Below are 21,400 nucleotides of genomic sequence, written 5' to 3'. Positions count from 1 at the left end.
TCCAGCAATCAGGAGAGCGGCGTCATGACGTGTTCCCGGAACCCAGGACGCTCCGTCAGCCGCGCATACCAGTCTTCCAGCGCCGGCAGCCGGGGCCGGCGGTCGAGCGGCAGGGCGAACCAGCGATGTGCCGTTACCCCCGCCGGAATATCGGCCATGCCCAGCGCCGCGCCGCCCAGGAACGGGCGATGGCGCAAAGCTTCGTCCAGCAATGCGAATCCGCGCGCCGTCGCCTCCTCCGCCCGGGCCAGGGCGGCGGCGTCGCGGTCCGGCGGCGGCGTGCGGACAAGGCCGATGAACAGGGGGCGGAAATCCTTCCACAGGCCCGCCGTCTGCCAGTCCATCCAGGCTTCCTGCCCGAACCGCGCCGGCGCCTCCACCGGGCACAGGCCGCCCGCGCTGTACGTCGCGCAAAGGTAGCGGACGATGACGTTGGACTCCCAGACCACCACGTCGCCGTCCTTCAGGGTCGGCACCATTCCCGAAGGGTTCATGACGCGGTACCCGGCCGTGTCCGTACCGCCGAATGCCCCGCCGGCGTCGATGCGCTGGAACGGCAGGTCCAGCTCCGCGCAGGTCCAGAGCACCTTCTGCACGTTCAACGAATTGGCGCGGCCCCAGATGGTGAGCATGGCGCGGCCGTCAGCGTTTCAACAACCCGCGCACGGCACTTGAGGTCACCACCTGACCGCCGTTGTAGGCCTCGTGGTTCTTCTCGATGTCCGGCAGGTTGTAGAGGTAGTTCACCATGATGCCGTAGGACTGCGTCATCCCCCGGTCCGAGGTGTCGGCCAGCCAGTTTATGCGCTCAAGCCTGGCCCCGTTGTTGAGGTGGAACCGCGCCACCGGGTCCAGCGGCCGGTCGCCCTTTCGCTTTTCCTCCACCAGATAGCGGGCACAGAGACGGCTGAGAGGCTTCTTGATGACCGCCTCCTGGTCGGGGTTCTCGCGCCAGCTTCCCGTCTCCAGAATGCCCTTGAAGGACCCCTTGGCGCCCTCCTTGGGGCGCAGGCCGCGCACCTTGCCGTGTTCGTCGTCGGTCAGCAGGTCCGGGTCGCCGGCCGCCATGGTCTTTTCCAGCCAGCGGCGGAAGCCAGGCACCGGCGACAGGGTCGAGAACGTGGTGATGTTGGGCAGCTCGCGCCGCAGATGGTCCACCACCCGCTTGATGAGGAAGTCCCCGAGCGAAATGCCGCGCAGGCCCGGCTGGGTGGAGGAAATGGAATAGAAGATGGCCGTGTCGGCCTTCTCCGGGTCGCCCTCCGGCGCCTTTTCGTCCAGCAGCGCCTGGACGTTGCCGGCCAGCCCCTTGACCAAGGCGACCTGAACGAAGATCAACGGCTCGTCGGGCATGCGCGGGTGGAAGAAGGCGAAGCAGCGGCGGTCGGACTCCAGCCGGTTCTTCAGATCCGTCCACGACCGGATCTCGTGCACGGCCTCGTAGCCCATCAGCTTTTCCAGGATGTGCGCGGGCGAGCGCCAGGTGATCTGCTCCATGCTCATGAAGCCGATGTCGAACCACGACGTCAGCAGGCCCTGGAAGTCCTGCTCCAGCGGCAGAAGTGCCGGTTCCTTGTCCAGCATGGTCAGCAGGTCGGCGCGCAGGTCCACCAGGAACTTGAAGCCGTCGGGCAGGCTGGTCATCTGGCGCAGCAGCTTGACCCGCTTGGTGTCCAGCACCTGCTTGACGCCCTTCTCGGCCTCGGCGGACGCCTTGAAGTCAGAGGCGCCCTCCCACGCCTCGACGGCCTTGCGGAAGGCGTCGCGGTCGATGCCGAAGTCACACGACAGCATGACCAGGAACCGCCGCCGTCCTTCGGGTGAAAGCTGCAGGTACAGCCGGCCGATCTCGGCGGCGCGGGCGCGCGCGGTGACGGCGCCGCCGATGCCCGAGACGCATTCCTCCACCCGCTGGCGCAGCACCTCGGCCCCGCCCTTTTCAAGGTCGCGCTCCACCACGCTGCGGCCGAGCCGCGCCTTCTTTGCGATGTCGCGCCAAACGGCGCCCAGGTCCAGCATCAGATCTGCTCCCCGAAGACGAGGTCCGGCAGGAAGGTGGCGATCTCGGGGAAGAAGCACAGCAGCACGATGCCCAGCACCATGCAGCCCACATAGGGGATGGAGCCGCGCAGGATCGTTCCAAGGTTCACGTCGGGCGCGATGCCATTGATGACGTAGAGGTTCAGGCCGACCGGCGGCGTGATGAGGCCGATCTCCATGTTGATGGTCAGGACGGCGGCGAACCAGATGGAGTCGAAGCCGGCGCTGACGATGATGGGCAGAAGCACGGGCATGGCCATGAGGATCACACCGGCCGGCGGGATGAAGAACCCGGCGATCAGCAGGAAGACGTTGATGCAGGCCATCAGCACCCAGCGATTGACCTCCAGGTCGGCGATCCAGGCGGCCAGCGACTGCGTGATGAACAGCAGCGACAGCATGTAGGCGAACAGTTCCGCCGTGCCGATGATGAGCAGGATCATCACCGACTCGCGCATGGTCGCCCGCAGCACCTCCCACAGCTCCACGCCCTTCCACATCCGGTAGATGATGATCGCCATCAGCAGGCACAGCAGCGCGCCGACGCCGGCGGCTTCGGACGGCGTGGCGACGCCGCCGTACAAGACGAACAGCACCGCGATCACGATCGCCAGGAAGGGCAGCACCTTGGGCAGCGCGGTGAATTTCTCCTTCCAGGTGAACACCCGGTCGGCGCCGGTCAGCTTGTAGCCCTGGCGCCAGGCGTCGAACAGCGACCAGGCGATGAACAGCAGCACCAGCATCAGGCCGGGCCCGAGGCCCGCCAGGAACAGGCGCCCGATGGAGCTTTCGGTGGCGATGCCATACAGGATCATGGTCACCGACGGCGGGATCAGGATGCCCAGCGTTCCGCCGGCGGCGATGGAGCCGGTAGCGAGAGACGCCGGATAGCCGCGCTTGCGCATCTCGGGGATGCCCATCTTGCCAATCGCCGCGCAGGTCGCGGGCGAGGAGCCCGACAGGGCGGAGAAAATGGCGCAGGCGCCCAGGTTGGAGATCACCAGCCCGCCCGGCACGCGATAGAGCCAGCGGTCCAGCGCCTCGTACAGATCGCCGCCGGCGCGCGAGGACGCGACCGCCGCGCCCATCAGGATGAACATGGGAATGGCCAGCAGGCCGAAGCTGTTCAGGTAACCGAACAGGGACTCGGCCACGAAGTCCAGCATCCCGAAGCCCTCGAACACCACGAGGAAGCCGACGGCGACGCCGCCCAGCGCGAAGGCCACGGGGACACCGACCATGAGCAGGCCGATGGTGACGACAAGGACGATCAGTCCCAGGGTGAGTTCGCTCATTTGCCGACGACATCCTCTTCGGCGAGACCGATCTTCAGGCTCTCGTGATCCTCGATACCGAACGGCGGCTCGCGTCCGGTCAGGACGGCCAGCATTTCGGCGATCAGTTGCAGGCTTAGAAGCGTCAGGCCCACCGGCATGGACAGGTAGACCGCCCACAGTCTGGGGCCCCAGACGGTGTCGGTGGTCCAGTCCTTCACCCAGGCCTCGTGCCAGAAAATCCACGATTTCCAGGCAATCAGGACGCAGAACAGGAACGACACCACGAACGACACCACCGCCAGCACCATGCGCGTGCGCGGCTTGGACCACAGCGGCAGCAGGTCGACATAAACGTGGCCCCGCGTCATCAGCACGTACGGGCTGCCGACGAAGACCGCGGCGATCAGCAGGTATGCGGCAAGCTCCGTCTGCCAGATCGTGGACTGGTTCAGCACATAGCGGACGAACACCATGTGGCAGACCACCAGCGTGGCGACCAGGATCATGGCCGCGGCGGCCATGCCGGTGACGCGCGAGACGGCGGAGACGCCCTTGATGAAGGCACTCATGGAAGGCTCCCGGACAGGAAGGGTCCGGCCGCCGGGCGGGAGGGAACGATGCCCGGCGGCCGGTCGACGAAGGGCGGAGCGTCGTCAGTCGACGGACAGCGCCTTGTCGATCAGTTCCTGCCCGTTGGGCACGGACTCGGCGAAGTTCTTGTAGGAACTCTTGGCTGCGATGTCGCGCCATGCCTGGAACTGCTCCGGCGTCATGGTGGCGATCTCGACGTCGTTTTCCTTGAAGACCTTCACCATGTTCTCGTCGGCGTCCTTCGCCGCCTGGGCGGCGTATTCCTCGGCCTTGTCGCCGGCGGCCTTGATCGCCTCCTGCGCCTCGGGCGACAGGCTCTCGAAGGACTCCTTGGACATGACGATGGGCTCGTACATGAACCAGAGCGCGGTGTCGCCCGGCGGGGTCAGGCACTCCACCTGTTCATAGATGCGGTAGGAGACGAAGCTTTCCGAGCTGGTGTTGGCGGCATCCAGCACACCCGTCTGCATGGCCGTGTAGATTTCCGACGACGGCATGGAGGCGATGGAAGCCCCGGCCTCGGCCAGCATCTCCTCGAACGAGGACCCGGCGGCGCGGGTGGACTTGCCCTTCACGTCGGCGGGCTCGACGATGCACCCCTCCTTGCCGACGAAGCCGCCCGCCAGCCAGGTGTCGGCCAGCACCATGACGCCGGCCTCGTTCATGATGTCCTTGATGTCCTGCATGAACTCGGAGTCGTTCAGGCGCTTGGCGTGCTCGTGGCTTTTCACCAGCGCCGGCATCAGGGTGGCGTTGAACTCGGGATGGCGGCCCGCGGCGTAGGCCAGCGGGAAGGCAGAGATGTCGATCTGGCCGCCGGTCAGGGCGCCCCACTGCTCCTTCGCCTTCACCAGCGATTCGCCGGGATACACACGGACCGTTACGCCGGTGTCGGACTTCTCCATCTCCTTGGCGATGATCTGGACCATTTCGTCGCGCATGTCGCCGGTGCCGCCCGGCCACTGGTGAGAGGCCCGAAGGGTCTCGGCGGCGGCGGCACCCGACATCCCCACGACGAGCGCGGCGGCGGCCGCCGCGGTAAGATTCTTTCGCATGGACGTGCTCCCTAGTCATTGTTGCGGCGCGGTTGGTCCGCGCTCGGCAACATCAAGCGTGACAAGCCCGACAAGCCTTGTAAAGAATATTGTGCGCCAGTGATGCTCTGTGGCATACCAGAATGTGACGCAGGGGCGACAGAAGGGAGAGAGGGCATGGCAGAGGACGAGCAGACCCAGTCGCAGCGGGTGCTCGAGATGCTGGAGAACGCCATCGGCCGGGGCCGGCTGGGGCCTGGCGAGCGCCTGGACGAGCGCGAGTTGGCGGAGCGCTTCGGCGTCTCTCGCACGCCGGTGCGCGAGGCGCTGCACAAGCTGTCGGTCCTGGGGTTCGTCCGCATCCGCCCGCGCGTCGGTGCGGCCGTCATCAAGCTGGACGCCGAGGACCTGATCGACCGATTCGTGGTGATGGCCTCGCTGGAAGGCCTGTGCGCCCAGCTCGCCGCCCGCCGCATGAGCCGCGACGAACACGAACGGCTGATCGAACTGCACGAGGACTGCGGGCGCGACGACGCCATGGCCGATCCCGACCTCTATTACGACCGCAACGTCGCCTTCCACGAGGCCATCTACGAAGGCGCCCACAACCCGTACCTGGCCGCCGAGACGCGCCGCATGCGCAACCGCCTCGCCTACTACCGCCGCAACCAGCTTCACCTGGGTCCGCGCGTCGCCAACTCCTACGACGAGCACTGGGACATCGTGCAGGCCATCATCAAGGGGCAGGCCGAGGCGGCGGAAACGATCATGCGCCGGCACGTCAACGTGCAGGGCGACGGCGTGGCGGACATGCTTGCAACGGCCCGCCGCGCCGCCAGAAGGAGAACGGCATGACCAACCTCTACCAGCACTTCCGCGCCGGCTGGAGCGATCCGGCCCGCCCCCTGATGCACACCGACGACGGCCGCACGGTCACCTACGGCGACCTGGACGGCTTCACCGCCGCCTTCGGCGCCGCGCTGACCGCGGCGGGAGTGAAGAAGGGCGACCGCGTGGCGGTGCAGGTGGAAAAGACGCCGGAGGCGGTGTTATTGTACCTCGCCTGCCAGCGAGTTGGCGCCGTCTACCTGCCGCTGAACACGGCCTACACGCTCTCGGAACTGGAATATTTCCTAAGCGACGCCGAGCCCGTCGCCATGGTCTGCCGACCCAAGGACGAAGGCGACATCGCCGACCTGTGCCGGCGCCTGGGCGTGCCCAACGTCTTCACGCTCGGAACCGGGGAAGGCAGCCTGCTGGACGCTGTCGGCAACGCCGACGCCGGTGCCTTTGCCGACGAAAAGGTGGCCGAGGACGACCTTGCGGCAATCCTTTACACCTCAGGCACCACGGGGCGGTCCAAGGGGGCTATGCTCACCCGCCGGGGGTTGCAGTCCAACGCCGAGGCGCTGGCGGACGCGTGGCGGTTCACGCCCGACGACGTGTTGCTGCACGCCCTGCCCATCTTCCACATCCACGGCCTGTTCGTCGCCATCAACACCGTGCTGGCGAGCGGCGCGTCCATGATCTTCCAGGCGCGCTTCGACCCCACCGCCGTGATCGGCGCCCTGCCCCGGGCGACCGCGATGATGGGCGTGCCCACCTTCTACGTCCGCCTGCTGGCCGAGGACGGCTTCACCCGCGACGTCGCCGGACACATGCGGCTGTTCGTCTCGGGCTCGGCGCCGCTGCTGGAAGAGACGTTCCGCGCCTTCGAGGCCCGCACCGGCCACCGCATCCTGGAACGGTACGGCATGACCGAGACGGGCATGAACACCTCCAACCCCTACGACGGAGACCGCCGGCCGGGCACCGTGGGCTTCCCTCTGCCGGGCGTGTCGGTGCGCGTGGCGGCGGAGGACGGCACCGTGCTCGGCCGCGACGAGGTGGGCGTGCTGGAAGTTAAGGGCCCCAATGTCTTCGCCGGCTACTGGCGGATGCCGGAAAAGACGGCGGAGGAATTCCGCCCCGACGGCTGGTTCATCACCGGCGACGTCGGCAAGATCGACGCCGACGGCTACGTGCACATCGTCGGCCGGTCCAAGGACATGATCATTTCGGGCGGCTACAACGTCTATCCGAAGGAGATCGAGACGGTCATCGACGACATGGACGGCATCGGCGAGTCCGCCGTCATCGGCGTGCCCCACTCCGACTTCGGCGAGGGCGTGGTGGCCGTGGTGGTGCCCGAAAGCGGCGGCCAGGCGCCGGCGGAAGCGGACATCATCGCCGCCGCCCGAAAGCACCTGGCGGGCTATAAGGCACCGAAGAAGGTGTTCTTCGTCGACGCCCTGCCCCGCAACACCATGGGAAAGGTGCAAAAGGCGGAATTGCGCAAGCGCTTCGCGGGCGCCTTCGACCGATAGGAACTATCCCAACCGCCGCCGTGACGCTGCCATAGCAGGTCCTTCTGATGACGCCGGCCGTGCGCCATGAAATGCGTTCGGACGGGGCAGGCGCAGGGCAGCCCGCGAAGGATGAAACAGGCCTCCGCAGGCCGCCGCCGATCGGCAGAGCGTTATGGCAAGCGTCTGGAAAAGACGCTAAAATCCTGGCATGAGTGACACTCTCAACGACTGCTTCAAGTCGCCCGGTGCCTTGCTTCGTCTTGACGACGCCCTGGACATGCTGGCAGCGCGGCTGTTCCCGGTGGTGGACACCGAAGACCTGCCCTTGACCAAGGCCGCCGGACGCATTTTGGCTGCTCCGGTCTGCGCAACCGTCGCCAACCCGCGCTTCGACAACGCCGCCATGGACGGTTTCTGTGCACGCGCCGCCGACCTGAACGCGGACGGCCCCACGAGCCTGGCGGCAGTCGGGCGCATCGCCGCCGGCAGCGCCGCGGAAGAGCCTATCGCCCAAGGTACGGCGGCGCGCATCTTCACCGGTGCGCCCCTCCCGCCGGGTGCGGATGTGGTCGCGATGCAGGAAGACTGCACGGCGCATCCGTCCCTCGACGCCCCGCAAACCGTCACTTTCCCCGCCGGGCTCAGCGTGGGCAACTTCGTCCGGCGCGCCGGAGACGACTTCAGCACCGGCGCCACCGTCCTCTCCCCCGGGCGCCGGCTGCGGCCGCAGGATGTGGCGATGGCCGCCGCCGCGGGCCATGCGACGGTGACGGTCTTCAAACGCCTGAAGGCGGGCGTGCTGTCGACGGGCGACGAGATCGTGGAGCCCGGCCACCCCCTCGGCCCGGCCCAGATCTACGGCAGCAACCGCTACGGCCTGATGGCGGCGCTCGCCGCCCTGGGCGCCGAGGTAACCGACCTGGGCCACCTGCCCGACCGCCGCGACGCCACCGAGGCCGCCTTGGCCGCAGCCGGGCGAAGCCAGGACGTGATCGTCACATCGGGCGGCGTGTCCGTCGGCGGCGAGGACCACGTGGTGGACGCCGTTCGCGCGCTGGGCGAGGTTCATGTGTGGCGGATGGCCGTCAAGCCGGGCAAGCCGACAACGCTGGGCACCGTGGGCCGCGCGGCGTTCATCGGCCTGCCGGGATATCCCGTCTCCAGCCTGGCCACCTTCATGATGGTGGCAAGGCCTGTCGTGCTGCGCCTCTCGGGCGCCCTGGCCGAACCGTTGTTTCCCGGCGCGTTTCCTCTGCCGGCCGGCTTCAGCTTTGCCAAGAAACACCGGCGCCGGCAGTTCGTCCGCGCCAGCATAGACCGGGCCGGAGGCACGCCCGTGGTGCGGCTCTACCCGTCGCAGGAACCGCACGTCCTGTCGTCGATGATCGCAAGCGACGGCCTGGTGGACCTGCGCGAAGACTGCACCGGCGTCGCCGAGGGCGACATGGTCGACTTTATTCCCTACTCCAGCATCCTGCCGGCCTGACCGGCCGGCACAGGCAAGGATTCCGCGTTCATGAAAGTGTTCGGACTGGCGGGGTGGAGCAACAGCGGAAAGACCACCCTGATGACGGCGGCCGTCACCATCCTCACCCGCCGCGGCTTCCGCATCTCCACCATCAAGCACGCCCACCACGCCTTCGACATCGACCGCCCGGGCAAGGACAGTTTCCGCCACCGCGAGGCCGGTGCGTCGGAGGTACTCATCACCTCGGGCCGGCGCTGGGCGCTCATGCACGAGCTGCGCGATGAGGACGAACCCTCGCTGGAGGACCTGGTGGCGCGCATGACGCCCGTGGATCTTCTGCTTGTGGAGGGCTTCAAGCGCCACCCCCACCCCAAGATCGAGGTCCATCGGCCGTCCGTCGGAAAGGACCCGCTGTGGCCGCAGGACGACTCCGTCGTCGCCGTCGCCAGCGATGAAGGCCTGCCCGACCTGACGGACCGGCCGCGCCTTGACCTGAACGACCCCGAGGCCGTCGTGGACTTCGTTCTGGACCACGTCGGCCTGCCGCGCACCATGGGCATGGAGACCGCGCAATGACCCGACCCGCCGTCGACGCCTTCGCCCTTTCCGCCGACATGCTGCCCGCCGACGAGGCTGCGGCGCGGTTGCTGGACCTGGTGACGCCGGTGGCCGAGACGGAGCGCGTTCCCCTGGTGGACGCGCGGGGCCGCGTCCTGGCGGAGGACATCGTCTCGGACCGGAACGTTCCGCCGCACGACAACTCCGCCGTCGACGGCTATGCCGTGCGCTTCGCCGACCTGTCGGCGGAAGACGAGACCCGGCTGCCGATCACCATGCGCATCCCCGCCGGGATCGTTCCCGACCGCCCCCTGGCGGCGGGCGAAGCGGCGCGCATCTTCACCGGTGCGCCGGTGCCCGAGGGCGCCGACACGATCATCCCCCAGGAACCATGCCGCGCGGACGACGACACCGTCGTCCTGCCGCCGGTGCGCAAGGCCGGCCAGAACCTGCGCCGCAAGGCCGAGGACATCGGGGCCGGCGACACGATCCTCGCCGCCGGGCGGCGGCTGCGCCCTGCGGAAATCGGCTTCATGGCCTCCGTCGGCGTGGCGGAACCGCTGGTGCGGCGCCGCGTCCGGGCTGCCGTGTTCTCCACAGGAACGGAAGTGCGCGACCCGGGTGGCGACGCCCCGCCCGGCGCCATCTACGACAGCAACCGCTTCGTGCTCATGGGCCTGCTGGCCGATATGGGCTGCGACGTCAGCGACTACGGAATCCTGCCCGACGATCCCGCCGCCCTGAAGGACACGCTGGCGCGCGCATCGGCCGAGGCGGACGTGGTGCTGACCTCCGGCGGCGTCTCCACCGGCGAGGAAGACCACGTCAAGCCGGTGGTGGAGGACCTGGGCAGCCTGGACTTCTGGCGGGTCGCCATCCGCCCCGGCCGGCCGCTGGCGGTGGGCCGCGTCGGCAATGCCGTCTTCGTCGGCCTGCCGGGCAATCCCGTGGCGGCCTTCGTGTGCTTTTGCATGTTCGCGCGCCCCATGATCCTGCGCCGCATGGGCGTGGCCGAGGTGCTGCCCCGCCCCATTCCCGTGCGGGCCGGCTTCGCCTTCAAGAAGCGCGCCGGCCGCCGCGAATGGCTGCGCGCCAGCCTGACCGGCCGTGACGAGGACGGCCTTCCGGTGGCCGAGCGCTTCCCCACCGAGGGCTCGGGCATCCTGCGGTCCGTGGTGGTGAGCGAGGGACTGCTGACGCTGCCGGAAGAACCGTCCGCGATCGCGCCGGGCGATGTGCTGGAGTTCCTGCCGTTCGAGCGGCTGACCGGCTGACGAGCGCTCCGCGCTTGGGGCGACTGCCCCAAACCCCGTTCGGAGGGCCCAGCCCTCCGAACCTCCCAGTGTTGTGGGGGGTGCGTGCGGCACCAGGTTTCAGAAGACGGGCGCGTGCGAGAGGCTGTGCCTCTCGGTCAGGGGTTCAGGGGACCGAGGTCCCCTGAAGGTCCACCCCCTACTCCGCCGCTTTCGGCTCGACATGACCCTCATCCGGCGGCGGCGTCTTGGGCCCCTTGCGCTCGGGGTTGTTGCCGGCCAGGTACTTGTCCACCCACACGCTGTGGTGCTCGCGGGCCCAGTTGAGGTCGACCCAGCCCGTGGACATGGCGCGGAAGGCCGCCTGCATGCCGACCGAACCGATGTAGATGTGCGCCAGGATGGCGGCGAACATCAGCATCCCCAGCGCCGCGTGGATGATCTGGGCGTACTGCATGGCCTCGATGCTGTCGACGAACCAGAACGGCATGAGCAGGTTCAGGCCCGACAGCGACAGCAGGCCGCCCAGTATGACCACCATCCAGAACACGGTCTTCTGGCCGAAGTTGAACTTGTCGGCCGGCGGGTGGGAGTGCTTGGACAGGAACCCGCCCGCCTGGCGGATCCAGTTCCAGTCGTAGCGGTCCCAGATGTTGTGGCGCACCCACATCACGAAGATGTAGAGCAGCCCCGCCATGAACACGAAGCCGCCGAAGTTGTGCATGTACTTGCTGATCTCGGCGGACAGCGCATAGGCGTCCTGGCCCATCACCGGCAGCAGCAGCGGCCGTCCGTAGAGCAGCCAGATACCCGTCAACGCCAGCAGCAGGAACGAGCCCGCCGTGACCCAGTGGCCGATCACCTCGTGCGGCTTGAACCGCTGGATCAGCCGGCCCGACAAGCCGCTGTCCACCTTGATGCGGCCCTTCACGGCAAAGAACCCGCCCAGCGCGATCAGCATGGCCGCGACGCCATAGGACGACCAGCGGCGCAACTCGTCATTGCGCCAGCTCAGCCACTCCATGCCCTGGGTCTGGATCAGGCGGCCGGCGCGCTCGTCGGGAATGCTGACGTAGCCGGTCTCGCCGTCGACGATGTCCGACCACAGGCCCGAAATGTAGGGATAGTTCATGGTGTCCGGCGGCGAGGCGATGATCTGCCCGGCGGAGCCGGGCGGCGGTCCTGCCTCGGTCTGCTGTGCCTCTGCGGTCGCGCCGGGCGGCCGCACGTCCTGGGCGGCGGCCGGCGCCAGCGTCCCGAACAGGAACACCAGCGCCAGGACCATCGGGAGGAAACGTCGCAGCGTCATCAAGGGTCCTCCGGGGCCGGACCCGCCCGCGGTCCGGTGGACGCGCGGGCGGTGTCGCGGCCGTATGTCAGAGCTTCTGGCCCGCGCGCGGGCCGCCGCCCGACTGCTGGCCGAACTTCTGCTGGAAGCCGTAGCCGCCGCTGTCGAAGCCGCGCTCGACCACGCGCTGGCGGAAAATATCGGCAATCTCGTCGGCATCGCCGGCGATCAGCGCCTTGGTGGAGCACATCTCCGCACAGAGCGGCAGCTTGCCTTCGGCCAGGCGGTTGCGGCCGTACTTGTTGAACTCCTCGGCCGAGTTGGCTTCCTCCGGGCCGCCGGCGCAGAAGGTGCACTTGTCCATCTTCCCGCGCGAGCCGAAGTTGCCTTCCTGCGGGTACTGCGGCGCCCCGAAGGGACAGGCGTAGAAGCAGTAGCCGCAGCCGATGCAACCGTCCTTGTTGTGCAGGACCACGCCGTCTTCCGTGTGGTAGATGACGTTGGTCGGGCACACGTTGACGCACGGCGCGTCCGAGCAGTGCATGCAGGCGACCGAGATCGACTTTTCGCCGGGCACGCCGTCATTCAGGGTGACGACGCGGCGGCGGTTGATGCCCCAGGGCACCTCGTTCTCGTTCTTGCAGGCGGTGACGCACGCGTTGCACTCGATGCAGCGGTCGCCGTCGCAGTGGAATACCATCTTACCCATTGTACGGTCTCCTCCCTTCGGCCTTACGCCGCCTCGATCCGACACAGCGTCGCCTTGGTCTCCTGCATCTGGGTGACCGAGTCATAGCCGTAGGTCTGCGCGGTGTTGCTGGATTCGCCAAGCACGATCGGGTCGGCCCCGTCGGGGTACTTGTCCCGCAGGGACTGGCCCTGGAAGTGCCCGCCGAAGTGGAACGGCATGAACGCCACGCCGCGTGCCACGCGGTCGGTGATCATCGCCTTGACCCTGACCTTGCCGCCGTTGGGACCGTGCACCCAGACGTCGGCGCCATCGCGGATGCCGTTGTCGTTGGCGTCCGCCTGGTTGATCTCGACGAACATCTCCTGCTGCAACTCGGCGAGCCACGGGTTGGACCGCGTCTCGTCGCCGCCGCCCTCGTACTCCACCAGACGGCCGGAGGTGAGGATGATCGGGAAGTCCTTGGAGAAGTCGTTCTCCTGGATGGACTTGTACAGCGTCGGCACGCGCCAGAAGGTCTTGTCTTCGTAGGTGGGATAGTCCGCCACCAGATCTCGGCGCGGGGTGTAGAGCGGCTCGCGGTGCAGGGGCACCGGGTCGGGGAAGGTCCAGACCACCGTGCGGGCCTTGGCGTTGCCGTAGGGAGCACAGCCGTGCTTGATGGCCACCCGCTGGATGCCGCCCGACAGGTCGGTCTTCCAGTTGACGGAGTCGCCGCCGATGCTCTCGATCGTCTGGCGCTCCTCGTCGGTCAGGTCCTTGTCCCAGCCCAGCTTCTTGAGCATGGCCATGGTGAACTCGGGGTAGCCGTCCTCGATCTCCGATCCCTCGGGATAGCTGTCCTCGGCCAGCAGGTTGACGCCCTCGTGCTCCACGCCGAAGCGGGCGCGGAAGCCCATGCCGCCCTGGGCGACGGGCAGCGAGGTGTCGTACAGGTTGGCCGAGCCCGGGTGGCGCATTTCGGCGGTGCCCCAGCACGGCCAAGGCATGCCGTAGTACTCGCCGTCCAGCGGACCGCCGACGGCCCGCAGGGTCGTCTTGTCGAAGTGGTGCTGGTGCTTCATGTGGTCCTTCAGGCGCTCCGGCGACTGGCCGGTGTAGCCGATGGTCCACATGCCCTTGTTGAACTCGCGCGTGATGTCCTCGACCAGCGGCTCGTCGCCGTTGACCTGGATGTTCTTCAGAAGCTCGTTCTCGAAGCCGAACTTGCGCGCGAACAGGGTCATGATCGTGTGGTCGGGCTTGGACTCGAACAGCGGGTCGACCACCTTCTCGCGCCACTGCAGCGACCGGTTGGACGCGGTGACGGAGCCGGAGGTCTCGAACTGGGTCGCCGCCGGCAGCAGGTATACGCCGTCGGTGCGGTCGTGCAGCACCGCGGTGACCGTCGGGTACGGGTCGATGACCACCAGCGTGTCCAGCTTTTCCATCGCCTGCTTCATTTCCGGCAGGCGGGTCTGGCTGTTGGGGGCGTGGCCCCAGAACACCATGCCCTGGACCGTGTTGGGCTGCTCCAGGTTCTCCTTGTCCTCCAGCACGCCGTCGATCCAGCGCGAGACGGGGATGCCGGTGGCGTTCATCATGCCTTCGGCGAAGCGGCTCTTCAGCCACTCCTCGTCCAGTTCCCAGACGCGGGCCCAGTGCTTCCACGAGCCCTCGGCCAGACCGTAGTAGCCCGGCAGGGTGTCGGCCAGGACGCCCAGGTCCGTGGCGCCCTGCACGTTGTCGTGGCCGCGGAAGATGTTGGTGCCGCCGCCCGACACGCCCATGTTGCCGAGCGCGAGCTGCAGGACGCAGTAGGCGCGGGTGTTGTTGTTGCCGTTGGAGTGCTGCGTGCCGCCCATGCACCAGATCAGGGTGCCGGGCTTGTTGGACGCCATCATCTGCGCCACGCGCTTGAGCTGCTCCGGCGGCGCGCCCGTCACGCGCTCGACCTCGTCAGGCGTCCACTTCGCGACCTCCTTGCGGATTTCGTCGAAGCCGTAGACGCGGCGGCGGATGTAGTCCTTGTCCTCCCAGCCGTTCTCCAGGACATGCCACAGGATGCCCCAGATCAGGGCGACGTCGGTGCCCGGGCGGAAGCGCAGGTATTCGTCGGCGCGGGCCGCCGTGCGGGTGAAGCGCGGGTCGGCGACGATCAGGTGCGCCTTGTTCTTTTCCTTGGCGCGCAGCACGTGCTGCATGGAGACGGGGTGCGCCTCGGCCGGGTTGCCGCCGATGAGGAAGATGACCTTGGAGTTGTGAATGTCATTGTAGCTGTTGGTCATCGCACCGTAACCCCACGTGTTCGCCACGCCGGCGACGGTGGTGGAGTGACAGATGCGGGCCTGGTGATCGACGTTGTTGGTGCCCCACATGGCCGCGAACTTGCGGAACAGGTAGGCCTGTTCGTTGCTGTGTTTGGCCGAGCCCAGCCAGTACACCGAATCGGGACCGGACTTTTCGCGGATGGCCATCAGGCGGTCACCGACTTCGTTGACCGCTTCGTCCCAAGAAATGCGCTTCCACTTGCCGCCTTCCAGCTTCATCGGGTGCTTGAGGCGGCGCTCGCCATGGGCGTGCTCGCGGACCGAGGCGCCCTTGGCGCAGTGGGCACCCAGGTTGAAGGGGCTGTCGTAGCCGGGTTCCTGGCCGATCCAGACGCCGTTGGAGACCTCGGCCTCCACCGTGCAGCCCACCGAGCAGTGGGTGCAGACGGTGCGCTTCATCTCGATGTTGCCGCCAGCCGTGGGGGCCGTCTCGACGGCCGCGGCCTTGCGGACGGAGCCCACCGGCAGCACGGCCCCGAGGGCGGCGCCGCCGGCCGCGATGCCCGAGCGGCGCAGGAAGGTTCGACGGTCGACAGCGCCGCCAACGGCGGACGCAAGGCGGTTGAGCATGTGGGGCGCCGGCGGCGCGGAGTTGGTGCGCTTCTTCGTGAGCATGGGACGTTTCCTCTTGTCTGCGCCGTCTCAGAAGCGGGCGAGGTCGTAGTACCGGCGGACGTGCTCCGTCTTGCGGTAGCCCGTCTTGGCGGCCTTCACCGTCACCTCGTCGGCGGCCTCCGCCGAAGCGTGGCCGGCCACGAGAGCCGCGGCGGCACCGGCGCCGGCGGCGCCCAGACCGAACCCGCGAAGAAAGCCGCGGCGGTCGACGCCTCCGGCCTGCTCAATCCTGCTGGACTCGCTCATGCTTCCGTTCCTTTCCGACCTGCGATTTCATTCATGCGGCTCATGCGGCGGCCGGGCGGGGGTCAGCCCTCGCCCTTTTCGCCGACCATGGCGAAGCTTTCGCGCTCGATGTCGAGGAAGGCCCGCCCCACCGCGCCGACGGCCCGGTAGAAGCGGGCGGAGCGCGCCGCCTCGATATCGCGGAACAGCGTGTCCGCCCACGGCGCGATGTGCCTGGTGAAAAACGCCTTCTGCCCGCCCAGGCCGCCGCCGGCAGCCCCACCGAACTCCCCGAGGATCAGGCCGCGCATGATGTCGAACAGGATACCGATATGGTCCTCGGGCTCCACCTGGCCGGGCGCCCGCTCGACACCCAGCGCGCGCAAGGACTCGCGCACTTCGGCCAGCGGCTTTTCGTGGAGGAACCCCGTCAGGTAATGCGAGGCATAGGGCACGACTTCACCGCGAGTGATGCCCACCAGCACGGCAAGGTGCTCCTCGGACACGGCCTCGGCGTCGGCTTCGCGCGCCGCGGCGGCCAGGTCGCCCAGCGCCTGACCGAGCGGCGTCTCATCGCCCGTCAGCCCGCCCAGGTCCGCCAGAACGCCGGCCGGAGGCGGCGCCAGCAGCAGGTTTGAAAGAAGGGTATAGAACCGCGCCCGAAGCACGTCCTCTTCACCGATGGACTGCTGGGCTGCACCGATATTCGACAAGGGTGATCCTCCGCCATCGCGGCACCGACTGCTTCAGCCTCGAAACAGTTGAACGATCATGGTTGCATTGAAAGGTGGGATTGTCCAGGACTTGAAGAGCCCCGGAAGGAGTCCGGGCGGAAGCTGGATTGCAGGGCTTTATCGGAACACACCGATAGTTGAAGCCTGTAGAGTTCCCTCAAGTTTCATCGCGCTTTTCATCGCCCTTTTCCTGAGCCGCGACGTCCTGGGACGGATCAGGAGCAGCTGGCGTCTTTTCGTCGTCTTGCTGCGTCGCAACATGAGCATCCGGTTGTTCGTGCCCGGATTCGGCATCTTCCGATGCACCTTCCGGCTTGCCCTGCGCTGTCTGGGCGACCTCCTCCTCCTCCGGCCGGGCGTAGCCGCGCAGGGCGTTGTACGCGGTGCGGACGGCGGCGCCGGCGACGGCGGGGGTGCTGTAGTCGTCGTCGTAGTCGTTGAGGCCGTCCAGGTTCGCCAGCACCGGGTCGGAGCGCCACAGCTTGCGCAGCGCCTGCTTGCGCAGCGCCGCCGGCACCTTCTCCTTGAGGAAGACCGTGTAGTCCGACTCGGCCGTCAGGCTGTCGATGTCCGGCAGGTCGAGCGGCTCCTCGTCCTCCCGTTCCCGGGCATCGACAGGCGCCGCGTCAGGTTCGGCGGGCGCCGGAAGGTCTTCGTCCGACGCCTCCGCGGGTGGGGCGGCGTGCTCGGGCTCGCGTTCGGCGTGCCGGGCCTCGGCCTTGCGCCGGGACCAGCGCGACAGGAAGCTGTCGCGGCTCATGACGGCGTCCGCCCGCGACGGGCCTGCTGCACCGGCGGAATGCGCGAGAACGTGTCGTCCTCCCGCGCCACCTTGGTCTTCTGCTTGCGCTTCACGAAGGGCTGGTCGACGTGGTGGCGCGCGCAGAACGCGCCCACCCAATGCGCCACGTCATCGGGCATGGGCACGGCCTCCACCTGCGTCTCGTCGCCATGCAGGTAGGCCTCGGCCTCATAGGGGCAGGCGGTGACCAGCACCGGCTTGACCGGCAACGGCCCGTAGGCGTCCCCGTCATCGTCGGTCACGGGCCGCAGGATCACATAGATGCGCGGGGTAGGCGTCGACAGGTTGCGGCGATAGCCCTCGGTTTCCTTGCGGAACAGTTCCAGCGTCACGCCGCCGGTGACCCAGCGGTCGGCCTCCGCCTGGCGGACGGGCCCGCCCGACGGAACACCCGGCGCCACGGCCACCGGCACATAGGAGTCCGAGCCCCAGGGGTGAGAGCTGGCACGGCGCTCGATCACCACGCCGAAGGGCTTGGAGGCCGGCACGTCGGGCGCGGCCTCCCGCGCGGCGGCCTGTTCCAGCAGGTCCTTGGCGGCGTCCAGGTCCTCGGGCCGGTTGACGTTGTAGAAGGGGTCCAGCGGCGTCGCCGGCCACTCCACGGCCTCGGTGCGATAGCGGGCGGTCCAGGCGTCGATCTTGCGCATGCCCTCGTCAAGGACCGCCGCGCGCAGTTCGCGCCGCAGCCGCACGGGCCACAGCGCGATGGGCGGATGGGTCCAGCCGCCCGATGCCGCGCAGGCGATGTCGGCACCCGCGGCGATGCGCGCCCACAGCCGGTCCACCAGGTCGCGCGGCAGGAAGGGCGCATCTGCCGGCACCGTCAGCAGGTGGGTCAGCGTCGGGTGGTCGCGCTTCACCCACTCCAGCCCCGCCAGGATTCCGGCCAGCGGTCCGGCGAAATCCTCCACCTCGTCGGGCACGACGGGCCGGCCGAAGGGGGCGAAGCGGTCGGGGTCGCCGTTGGCGTTGATGGCCAGCGGCCCCACCTGCGGCGCCACACGGTCCAGGACATGCAGCAGCATGGGCCGGCCGTCGAGCAGCAGCAGGGTCTTGTCGCCGCCCCCCATGCGGCGCGACAGGCCGCCGGCAAGAACCAGGCCGGCGACGGGCGGCATCTGCGGCGCGGAGTCACTCATCGGATGTGCTTCCCTTGCGTTTGGCGGACCGGGGTTCCTCTGACACCGCAGCCGGATCGGCGTCCCAGACAAGGCGATCCTCGCCCGAAAGGACCATGAACCGCTTTCCCTTGGCCCGGCCGATGAGCGTCAGCCCCGCCTCGCGGGCCAGTTCCACCCCCCAGGCGGTGAAGCCCGACCGCGACACCAGCACGGGGATCTCCATCTGGACGCACTTCATGACCATCTCGCTGGTCAGGCGGCCGGTGGTGTAGAAACTCTTGCCCCGGGGCGACAGCCCGTGCATCCGCATGTAGCCGGCAATCTTGTCCACGGCATTGTGGCGGCCCACGTCCTCCATGAAGACCAGCGGCCGATCCTCCTCGCACAGGACGCAGCCGTGGATGGCCCCGGTGGTCAGGTAGAGGCTCGGTGCCGTGTTGATCTTGCGCGACAAGGCATAGAGCCACGAGGTGCGGAAGGCCACGGACGTGTCCAGCGGCGTGTCCATGAACCGCTCCAGGATCTCTCCGTACACGGTGCCGAGCGCGCAGCCCGAGGTGTGGGTGCGCTTGGACATCATGGCGTCCAGGTCGCGGTCGGCGTCGATGCGAACCCGCACCGAGCGCGTTTCGGGATCGTGCTCGACGGCGAGAATGGTGTCTTCCCGGCGCACCATGGCCTGGTTCAGCAGGTAGCCGAGCGCCAGATACTCGGGATGGTCGCCGATGGTGACCGCCGTCACCACGCGACGGTCATTCAGGTAAAGCGTAAGCGGCCGTTCGTTGATGATGGGCGCTTCGATGCGTCGCCCGTCCTGGTCCAGTCCCGCGACCATCTCATAGAGGCGGCTGTCCTCGGGATCGGGCCGGACCTCGAATTCTGTCGCTTCCATTCAGCCTCGGCCTCGTGGTTAACTGCCGGAAAGGTTCCGACCATCTTTGTCGACTATTTGCGCACACTTGGCGCCCACGTCGCAAGAGGTGGCAGAGACCCCGAGGAATCTTCGTCCGGAAGGCTCGCCGATGCCGAAAATCACAATGCGTACGATGGTATGCTCCTGCGAGGACACGATGCCGCTCGACCGTGCGAGCATCGCCCATGCCGCCGACGGACCCGGGTTGAGCTGCCACCGCCATTTATGCCGCAGCGAAATCGACGCTTTCAGCCGTGCCGCCAGGGACCCCGGGAAGCTGCTCGTCGCCTGTACCCAGGAAGAGCCGGTCTTCCGCGAGGCCGCCGCCGTCGACGCCGGGGCCGCCGACCTGCATTTCACCAACATCCGCGAGCGCGCGGGCTGGTCCGCGCAGGCCGCGGACGCCGGACCGAAAATGGCCGCGCTGCTCGCCGAAGCCATGGTGGAGCCCGTGCCCACGGCCGCCCTTCCGGTACGCTCCGACGGGCGCGTGCTGGTGCGCGGCGACGCGGATGTGGCGTTGGCGGCCGCGCGCCAGTTGGCGGGGCGCCTTGCCGTGACCTGCGTCGTCGATGGCTTCGGCGACACCCAGCCGCCCGCGGTGGCCGATTTCGCGCTGTTCGCCGGCCGTGCCGCTGCGGCGCAGGGACACGTCGGCAGCTTCGCCGTCCGTTTTTCGGACGTATCGGCACCCCGCCCGGCCTCGCGCGCGCGGCTGGAACCTGCCACGCTGCACCAGACCATGGAGGTCGAGTGCGACGTAGTGCTCGACCTGTCCCGGCGGCCCGCCCTGTTTCCCGGCAAACCGCCGCGCGACGGCTATGTTCGCGTCGATCCGGGCGATCCGGTGGCCGTCCAGAAGGCGCTGTTCGAGGTGGCCGACATGGTCGGCGAGTTCGAGAAGCCGCGCTATGTCGTCGTCGACACCGCCATCTGCGCCCACAGCCGCAACAATATCACCGGCTGCACCAAGTGCCTGGATGCCTGCCCCACCGCCGCGATCACGCCCGCCGATGACGCCGTGCAGGTCGACGCCCTGGCCTGTGGCGGCCACGGTGCGTGCAACAGCCTGTGCCCGACGGGCGCCATCCAGTACCAGGTCCCGCGCCAGCAGGACCAGTTCGAGCGCCTGCGCGTGCTTCTCGGCACCTATGCCAAGGCCGGCGGAGAGCGTCCCGTGCTGCTGCTGCACGACCGCCATGGAACGCAGGCGGTCGACCTTCTGGCCCGCCACGGCCGGGGCCTGCCGGCCAACGTGCTGCCGTTCGCCATCAACGAATTGGGATCGGCCGGCCCGGACCTGTATCTGACCGCCTTCGCACAGGGCGCGGCGCGCATCGTGCTGCTGGCGATGCCGGAGCATCGCGGGACGCTCGACCACCTGGGCGGCGGCCTGGAGCTTGCCGACGACCTCATGGAAGGGCTGGGCTACGGCCCCGACCGGCTTGCGCTGGAGTGGGTCGAAGACCCCGACGCCTTCGCCGAAGCGTTGGAACAGCCCGTCGAACCGGGCGCCCCGCATGCCGGATACATGGTTCTGGGCGGCCGGCGCGAGGCCTTTACCGCCGCCCTCGACCACCTGCATGCCCACGCCCCGGCGCCGGTGGACGTGCTGCCGCTTGACGAGGGCGCGCCGTTCGGCCGCGTCGTGGTCGACACCGACGGCTGCACGCTCTGCCTGGCCTGCGTCGGCGCCTGCCCGACCCATGCGCTGAGCGACAACCCGGACCGGCCGCAGCTCTCGTTTGCCGAGGACGCCTGCGTGCAGTGCGGCCTGTGCGTCGGCACCTGCCCGGAAAAGGTCGTCAGCCTGGAGCCGCGCATCCGCTTCGGCGAAAAGACGCGCGAGGTGATCAAGGAGGAAGAACCCTTCGCCTGCGTGGTCTGCGGTACCGAGTTCGCCACGAAATCGGCCATCGACCGCGTGGTGGAGAAACTGGCCGGGCACAGCATGTTCTCCAGTGAGGAACAGCTGAACCTCCTGAAGATGTGCGCCGACTGTCGCGTGATCGCCCAGGTGAAGGCCAGCGGCTCCAGCACGCTGGCGCCGCCGCCGCGCGTGCGCACCACCGACGACTACCTGGCGGAGCGCGCCGCACGCGACCCGGCCCGCCGCAAGGACCACTGAGGCCGGGC

General features: G+C 68.3%; 19 protein-coding genes. 6 read left to right on the top strand and 13 right to left on the bottom strand.

What is annotated here, in order from left to right; translation table 11 throughout:
* Window positions 1–8: 8 nt before the first annotated feature.
* The 5 genes from C882_RS12620 to dctP form a co-directional block, all read right to left on the bottom strand.
* Window positions 9–632, bottom strand: a complete 624-nt coding sequence (locus C882_RS12620) for a glutathione S-transferase family protein (RefSeq protein ID WP_009541001.1) — start codon at window positions 630–632, stop codon at window positions 9–11.
* Between the two features lie 10 nt (window positions 633–642).
* The gene (locus C882_RS12615) at window positions 643–2,019 is read right to left on the bottom strand and encodes a malonyl-CoA decarboxylase (protein ID WP_009541000.1); all 1,377 of its coding nucleotides are present in this window, start codon (window positions 2,017–2,019) and stop codon (window positions 643–645) included.
* Window positions 2,019–3,335 (bottom strand): TRAP transporter large permease, encoded by a 1,317-nt coding sequence (locus C882_RS12610; protein ID WP_009540999.1) that lies wholly within the window; start codon window positions 3,333–3,335, stop codon window positions 2,019–2,021. Before C882_RS12610 ends, C882_RS12615 begins: the two co-directional genes overlap by 1 nt.
* On the bottom strand, window positions 3,332–3,886 hold the full coding sequence (locus C882_RS12605) for a TRAP transporter small permease subunit (RefSeq protein ID WP_009540998.1): 555 nt from the start codon (window positions 3,884–3,886) through the stop codon (window positions 3,332–3,334). The genes C882_RS12610 and C882_RS12605 overlap by 4 nt, the downstream gene beginning before the upstream one ends.
* 84 nt (window positions 3,887–3,970) lie before the next feature.
* Window positions 3,971–4,963: a TRAP transporter substrate-binding protein DctP gene (dctP, locus tag C882_RS12600; RefSeq protein ID WP_009540997.1), complete on the bottom strand. Its 993-nt coding sequence runs from the start codon at window positions 4,961–4,963 to the stop codon at window positions 3,971–3,973.
* 156 nt (window positions 4,964–5,119) lie between these two features.
* On the opposite strand from dctP, the gene C882_RS12595 reads away from it, so the two are divergent.
* The 5 genes from C882_RS12595 to C882_RS12575 all read left to right on the top strand — a co-directional run bounded on the left by C882_RS12595 (window position 5,120) and on the right by C882_RS12575 (window position 10,590).
* Window positions 5,120–5,797 carry a GntR family transcriptional regulator gene (locus C882_RS12595; RefSeq protein ID WP_009540996.1) on the top strand — a complete coding sequence of 226 codons (678 nt, stop codon included), beginning with the start codon at window positions 5,120–5,122 and terminating at the stop codon, window positions 5,795–5,797.
* Window positions 5,794–7,308 carry a malonate--CoA ligase gene (locus C882_RS12590; RefSeq protein WP_009540995.1) on the top strand — a complete coding sequence of 505 codons (1,515 nt, stop codon included), beginning with the start codon at window positions 5,794–5,796 and terminating at the stop codon, window positions 7,306–7,308. Before C882_RS12595 ends, C882_RS12590 begins: the two co-directional genes overlap by 4 nt.
* Before the next feature lie 190 nt (window positions 7,309–7,498).
* Window positions 7,499–8,776: a molybdopterin molybdotransferase MoeA gene (locus C882_RS12585; RefSeq protein ID WP_009540994.1), complete on the top strand. Its 1,278-nt coding sequence runs from the start codon at window positions 7,499–7,501 to the stop codon at window positions 8,774–8,776.
* 30 nt (window positions 8,777–8,806) lie between these two features.
* Window positions 8,807–9,334 (top strand): molybdopterin-guanine dinucleotide biosynthesis protein B, encoded by a 528-nt coding sequence (gene mobB / locus C882_RS12580; RefSeq protein ID WP_009540993.1) that lies wholly within the window; start codon window positions 8,807–8,809, stop codon window positions 9,332–9,334.
* Window positions 9,331–10,590: a molybdopterin molybdotransferase MoeA gene (locus tag C882_RS12575; RefSeq protein ID WP_009540992.1), complete on the top strand. Its 1,260-nt coding sequence runs from the start codon at window positions 9,331–9,333 to the stop codon at window positions 10,588–10,590. Before mobB ends, C882_RS12575 begins: the two co-directional genes overlap by 4 nt.
* 178 nt (window positions 10,591–10,768) lie before the next feature.
* On the opposite strand, the gene C882_RS12570 is transcribed toward C882_RS12575, so the two are convergent.
* The 8 genes from C882_RS12570 to fdhD form a co-directional block, all read right to left on the bottom strand.
* The gene (locus C882_RS12570; RefSeq protein ID WP_009540991.1) at window positions 10,769–11,878 is read right to left on the bottom strand and encodes a formate dehydrogenase subunit gamma; all 1,110 of its coding nucleotides are present in this window, start codon (window positions 11,876–11,878) and stop codon (window positions 10,769–10,771) included.
* A gap of 67 nt (window positions 11,879–11,945) precedes the next feature.
* A complete protein-coding gene (gene fdh3B, locus C882_RS12565; RefSeq protein ID WP_009540990.1) occupies window positions 11,946–12,566 on the bottom strand; it encodes a formate dehydrogenase FDH3 subunit beta in 621 nt (206 codons plus the stop codon).
* 23 nt (window positions 12,567–12,589) lie between these two features.
* Complete coding sequence (locus tag C882_RS12560) at window positions 12,590–15,469, bottom strand: formate dehydrogenase subunit alpha (RefSeq protein ID WP_009540989.1); 2,880 nt, start codon at window positions 15,467–15,469, stop codon at window positions 12,590–12,592.
* A gap of 27 nt (window positions 15,470–15,496) precedes the next feature.
* The gene (locus C882_RS12555) at window positions 15,497–15,715 is read right to left on the bottom strand and encodes a hypothetical protein (RefSeq protein ID WP_009540988.1); all 219 of its coding nucleotides are present in this window, start codon (window positions 15,713–15,715) and stop codon (window positions 15,497–15,499) included.
* A gap of 62 nt (window positions 15,716–15,777) precedes the next feature.
* The gene (locus tag C882_RS12550) at window positions 15,778–16,407 is read right to left on the bottom strand and encodes a TorD/DmsD family molecular chaperone (protein WP_009540987.1); all 630 of its coding nucleotides are present in this window, start codon (window positions 16,405–16,407) and stop codon (window positions 15,778–15,780) included.
* A gap of 178 nt (window positions 16,408–16,585) precedes the next feature.
* The gene (locus C882_RS23275) at window positions 16,586–17,188 is read right to left on the bottom strand and encodes a DUF3306 domain-containing protein (RefSeq protein WP_009540986.1); all 603 of its coding nucleotides are present in this window, start codon (window positions 17,186–17,188) and stop codon (window positions 16,586–16,588) included.
* Window positions 17,185–18,369: a molybdenum cofactor guanylyltransferase MobA gene (gene mobA, locus C882_RS25745; RefSeq protein WP_009540985.1), complete on the bottom strand. Its 1,185-nt coding sequence runs from the start codon at window positions 18,367–18,369 to the stop codon at window positions 17,185–17,187. Before mobA ends, C882_RS23275 begins: the two co-directional genes overlap by 4 nt.
* Complete coding sequence (gene fdhD, locus C882_RS12535; RefSeq protein WP_009540984.1) at window positions 18,362–19,243, bottom strand: formate dehydrogenase accessory sulfurtransferase FdhD; 882 nt, start codon at window positions 19,241–19,243, stop codon at window positions 18,362–18,364. The genes mobA and fdhD overlap by 8 nt, the downstream gene beginning before the upstream one ends.
* Window positions 19,244–19,388: 145 nt before the next feature.
* Between fdhD and C882_RS12530 the strand changes: the two genes are divergently transcribed.
* Window positions 19,389–21,392 (top strand): 4Fe-4S binding protein, encoded by a 2,004-nt coding sequence (locus tag C882_RS12530; RefSeq protein ID WP_236262649.1) that lies wholly within the window; start codon window positions 19,389–19,391, stop codon window positions 21,390–21,392.
* Window positions 21,393–21,400 lie beyond the last annotated feature (8 nt).

It is taken from the genome of Caenispirillum salinarum AK4 (assembly GCF_000315795.1).
Lineage (GTDB): Bacteria > Pseudomonadota > Alphaproteobacteria > Rhodospirillales > Rhodospirillaceae > Caenispirillum > Caenispirillum salinarum.
The sequence above is the reverse complement of the archived record's forward strand: the minus strand, read 5'-3'. Positions and strand labels throughout refer to the sequence as shown.